This is a genomic window from Yunchengibacter salinarum (assembly GCF_037658235.1).
Classification (GTDB): domain Bacteria; phylum Pseudomonadota; class Alphaproteobacteria; order Sphingomonadales; family Kordiimonadaceae; genus Yunchengibacter; species Yunchengibacter salinarum.
On the sequence record NZ_JBBJLN010000025.1, the window covers coordinates 1 to 4,175 of the forward strand.

Sequence of the window (4,175 nt, forward strand, 5' to 3'; positions counted from 1 at the left end):
AAGGCCCTCCTGCGAAAGGCAACCGCACGAACTGTCGACGAGCTTTGGGATACAGTCGCTGACTGCCTCGGCGCCTTCACGCCAGATGAATGCATCAACTACTTCGCCGCCGCAGGATATGATCTGGATTAAAGTGAATCTGCTCTAGTGTGCGGACATCAGCTATATCCCGCTTGAACGGGGCTTTCTCTATCTGGTCACGATCATGGACTGGTACAGTCGCAAGGTACTGGCCTGGCGGCCCTCCAACAGCATGGACGTCAGCTTTTGTCTGGAGGCTCTGGAAGAGGCCCTGGACCGGTTTGGCCGGCCCGAAATCTTCAATACCGACCAAGGGCAGTCAGTTCACCGGGTTCGAATGGACAAGCCGGCTGCGTGCAGCCGGGGTCAAAATATCCATGGATGGGAAAGGGAGATGGTTAGATAACGTGTTTATCGAGCGGCTCTGGCGCAGCCTCAAATATGAGTGCGTCTACCTGCACGCATTGACAGGCGGCCGAGAGGCGCGTCGCCTGATCGGTTCATGGATCGCCTACTATAACACGGAGAGGCCACATTCATCCCTTGACGGGCAGACGCCCGACAGGATTTATAACGCATGTCCGGGGCTGGCCCCGGACATGCGCACGGCGGCATAACACCAGTATGCAGTTCCACCTTAACAACGCCGCCAAGCTGTCCAGCAAATGTGGTCCACTTCTCACCTTGATGTTATATTTACTATAACGCAGTCTAGAGATGTGGTCCTAGAAATTCCGACAGTGGGTTTTGTGTTCCGGCGATCACCTTATCATGAGCCTAGGAAATTTATGTTCGTAACAGTTTTTAAGATCCCTGCCTGGCAGGAAAAGAAAGCTCAGATTAGGTCGCTCGTAATAATGAGTGAGAATGGTCTGGGGGCTGATTATATGCCACTGAATGGGTGGCAGGAAATCGCGAAAGAAAAAGAAGTTACGCCTAAACCGCCTATGAATAGATGGTATAAATATTGCGACTCGATTTTAAATGTGAATGGAATTTTTAGTATTATTAGTAAAAAACCTTGGAATAATATTGATTTCAACGTAATTTTAATTGATAAAAAAGGGCGTAAATGTTTTTTTGATAGCAAGTCATTAAAATCTAAAATAAATCTATTAAAAAAAGGTGTGTTTCTTTGTTTTTCTCTTAAAGGCGGATTTCAAGAATTGCAAACAGAAGGTTTTGAGTTTTATCACTCCAGCACAAAAGAGAATAAATTATTGTTATTTTTTAATCAGGATGCGGGGCATTATGCAAAGGTATATCCAAAGATTTCTTGTGAACCAGATTCAACAATCGACCCATTGGATTTAGAGGTTGCGATGAGTTGGGGAGGTGAGCGTCAATATGACCAGAATTTTTTGAGTCAAGTTGGTTTGGCGGGGCGCCCTGGGGGTGCAGTAGGGACTTTTAAGCTACATCAGGGAAGTCATGCTGGATTTATCGTACCAGATTCGGAGAATGCCACTGTCTGTGAGGTCGAAGTAGGGTTAAATCTACCCATATCATCGAGGCAGGTGTATCTTCATGGATTGGGTGTGCAGTTTTTCCCAAATCGGGCACGCCAAATTAGGCGAATTAGGGATAATCTTAGTGCACTCGACAAAAGTGGCAAAGGGGCAAGGGCTGTATTGGTGTGCGATCAGGGGCAGATCCGATGGGATAAGGGCGCATTGGCTGTGGGTAAAACCGTTTCTGCGAATGGAGCAGTGACGAAAACGTCTGAAATAGCCATATGGAGCAGATGTGCATCTGATATTTTTTCGCAAGTAGTTATTATGTATCACCGTGATTTTTTGGAGCAATATATTGTTTCAGAAGACGCTGATTTAGTTTGGTGCCCGATAGATCTTTGGCCGGACGTTGCGGACGAATTTTATTTTAATCCCGAGGCCCTTAACCATTGTTTTCTGCAGTCCATGGACGCGACTGCTGTGGAGATTGGCGAGCAACTTGAGAAAACGGGGTATTTGCTCAGCCATATGTTGCCGCCGGATTGGCGGGAGCGGGTTACTCGCGAGGTAATTCCTGTCTCTGATGCAATCATAAATGAATCTGTTAGGCTTCAAATTGAGCCTTTTGAGCGTCGCATTGCCGCCCTGGAGGAGCGTGAAAAGGAGTTAAGCCAAAAAATACTTTTGTTAAATTATATGTTGAAAGAACGCTTATTTGAATCGTTTTAATTAAAAATAGGGTTTACGCTGTGACTAAATATTACGACTATAAAGAAATATTGCGTTGCGCATCCAAATATAGCCCCGTTATTGGTGGTAAAATAGCAGTAAATTTATTGAAGTTAAATAGTATAAAAACTATAAATAAAACGGAAGATGTCGATGCACTGATGACGGCTTTATTTAGATCTGGCAGGTACCGTATATTTGAAAAGGTTTTATCGACTCTTCGGAGAGATCATAGGCAGCCACAATATGCGGAGTGGATGGCTCAAATTCAAATGTATCGACGGGTAGCCGACAAGTCCTTCTTTCCAGATTTTGTTCCGGTCGCGTCGACCTGTTATCAGTATATTGAACCAAAATGCCCAATTATGGTTGTTAACCAGGGGGCTCCGTTTCATAAGAGTGGATATGGGCTGCGTACACTTAAAATAATGAATGAGTTGCAGCGTGCCGGGTTTCGTCCACAGCTTATTGCACGTCCTGGATATCCAGCTGATCGGCCCAACGAAAAAACTCAGGACTTGCATCCGGGCAATCATGTCATTTCCGATGAAAGTATAGAGCATCATTATTTTGTAGATGATTATTGTAACATGAGTAATGCTCCCCTAGAGAAATACTTTAATTTATCTTATAGCATATTTTTTAAGCTTTTTGAGAGAGTTAGGCCCCCGCTCGTGCACGCAGTAACTAATCATTTCGGTGCGTTGCCAGCCATCTGGGCGGCCAGCCAGCTGAATATTCCAACGGTGTTTGAAGCGCGAGGAAGTTGGGAGTTAACTCGAGTGTCGCGCGGTGACCTAGACGAAAAGTCTGAATTGTTCAACATCCAAAGTCGTCTAGAGCGAAAATGTATCACCGATTCTAATGTGTTTTTCGCCATCAATAAAGAATTATGGAATTATTTTAAAGGACAGGAGGGAACTGATGAAATGAATATTCTTGAGAACGGTGTCGATATGAATAATTTTGTTCAATCTCGACAAAACGCAGTAGAGAGAAAAAAATCTAAATATTCACTGCGTCTTATTTATGCTGGTGCGGTGGTGGATTATGAGGGGTTGGATATTTTGGTGCGAGCCGTTTCTAGGCTGCGCCGGCAGGGCGTAGACTCTGTCTATTTAGATATAGCAGGCGACGGGTCTTTTGAGCCGACATTACGAGCTCTGATCAATGACTTAAACCTCAATAGCCATATATGTCTGCATGGCCGCGTATCGAAAGATGAGCTTGACAGGCTTTTTAGTTCGGCAGACTTGATGTGCCTGCCTCGCCGGAACTGGGGTGTCTGTAATATTGTTGCGCCACTAAAGCCGTATGAGGCGATGCAAGCGGAATTGCCCTTACTGGTTTCATCTGTTGCGCCCTTGGCGCGGGTCGTTCGAGAATCCGGGGCGGGTAGAATTTTTGAGGCAGACAACGTAACGGCTCTGGCGGACCAAATAAAATTTTTCATTAGTAGTCCGCTCGGATTTGAGGCTATGCGTAAAGCGGGTCCTCAATACGTAAGATCTAAAGGAAACTGGACACATCGGTGCGCTTCACTTTTGGCGTGTTATGATCGTTTTTCTACCTGATTTGCTTGAATATTTTGCTATGAAAAGCGCAGACGTTAGGCTGTCAGAGCCTGACCGAAAAAGGAATTGAGTGATATCAGCCACTTGTGATTCATGGAAGTTGCGAATCCACCATGGAGGCACAGGATGTGGACTGATATCACCCGTCAGCAGTTTGCCCGCGAAGGACAGCGTTTGCCAAGCGATTTAACGGATGCGGAGTGGGCGGCTCTGGAACCGCTTCTGCCGCCGCGTCCACGGCGGGGCCGCCCGCCGCGCTGGAGGTGTCGGGACATTAGGAATGCGATGCTCTATCTGCTGCGCGGTGGCTTGCCCTGGCGCATGTTGCCGCCGGGCGTATTTCCACCCATGACCACACTGCAGCATTATTTTTATCGCTGGCGGGACATGGGCCTGT

General features: G+C 46.4%; 3 protein-coding genes and 2 pseudogenes. All 5 read left to right on the forward strand.

The window, feature by feature from the left end:
• Positions 1-132: pseudogene (locus tag WGH93_RS13070) on the forward strand (IS630 family transposase); the annotation flags it as partial.
• A gap of 16 nt (positions 133-148) precedes the next feature.
• Positions 149-638 (forward strand): annotated as a pseudogene (locus WGH93_RS13075) (IS3 family transposase); the annotation flags it as partial.
• A gap of 240 nt (positions 639-878) precedes the next feature.
• Positions 879-2,204, forward strand: a complete 1,326-nt coding sequence (locus tag WGH93_RS13080) for a hypothetical protein (RefSeq protein WP_374765320.1) — start codon at positions 879-881, stop codon at positions 2,202-2,204.
• 20 nt (positions 2,205-2,224) lie between these two features.
• Entirely contained in the window at positions 2,225-3,778 is a 1,554-nt protein-coding gene (locus tag WGH93_RS13085) for a glycosyltransferase family 4 protein (RefSeq protein WP_374765321.1), read from the forward strand.
• A 126-nt stretch (positions 3,779-3,904) separates the two neighbouring features.
• Positions 3,905-4,175 (forward strand): transposase (locus WGH93_RS13090; protein ID WP_374765322.1); only part of this gene is annotated, 271 nt, incomplete at its 3' end.

What these genes read in the sequence shown, in the direction of transcription:
- WGH93_RS13080 (WP_374765320.1), top strand. Translation starts at nt 879, where the DNA reads ATGAGTGAGAATGGTCTGGGGGCTGATTATATGCCACTGAATGGGTGG.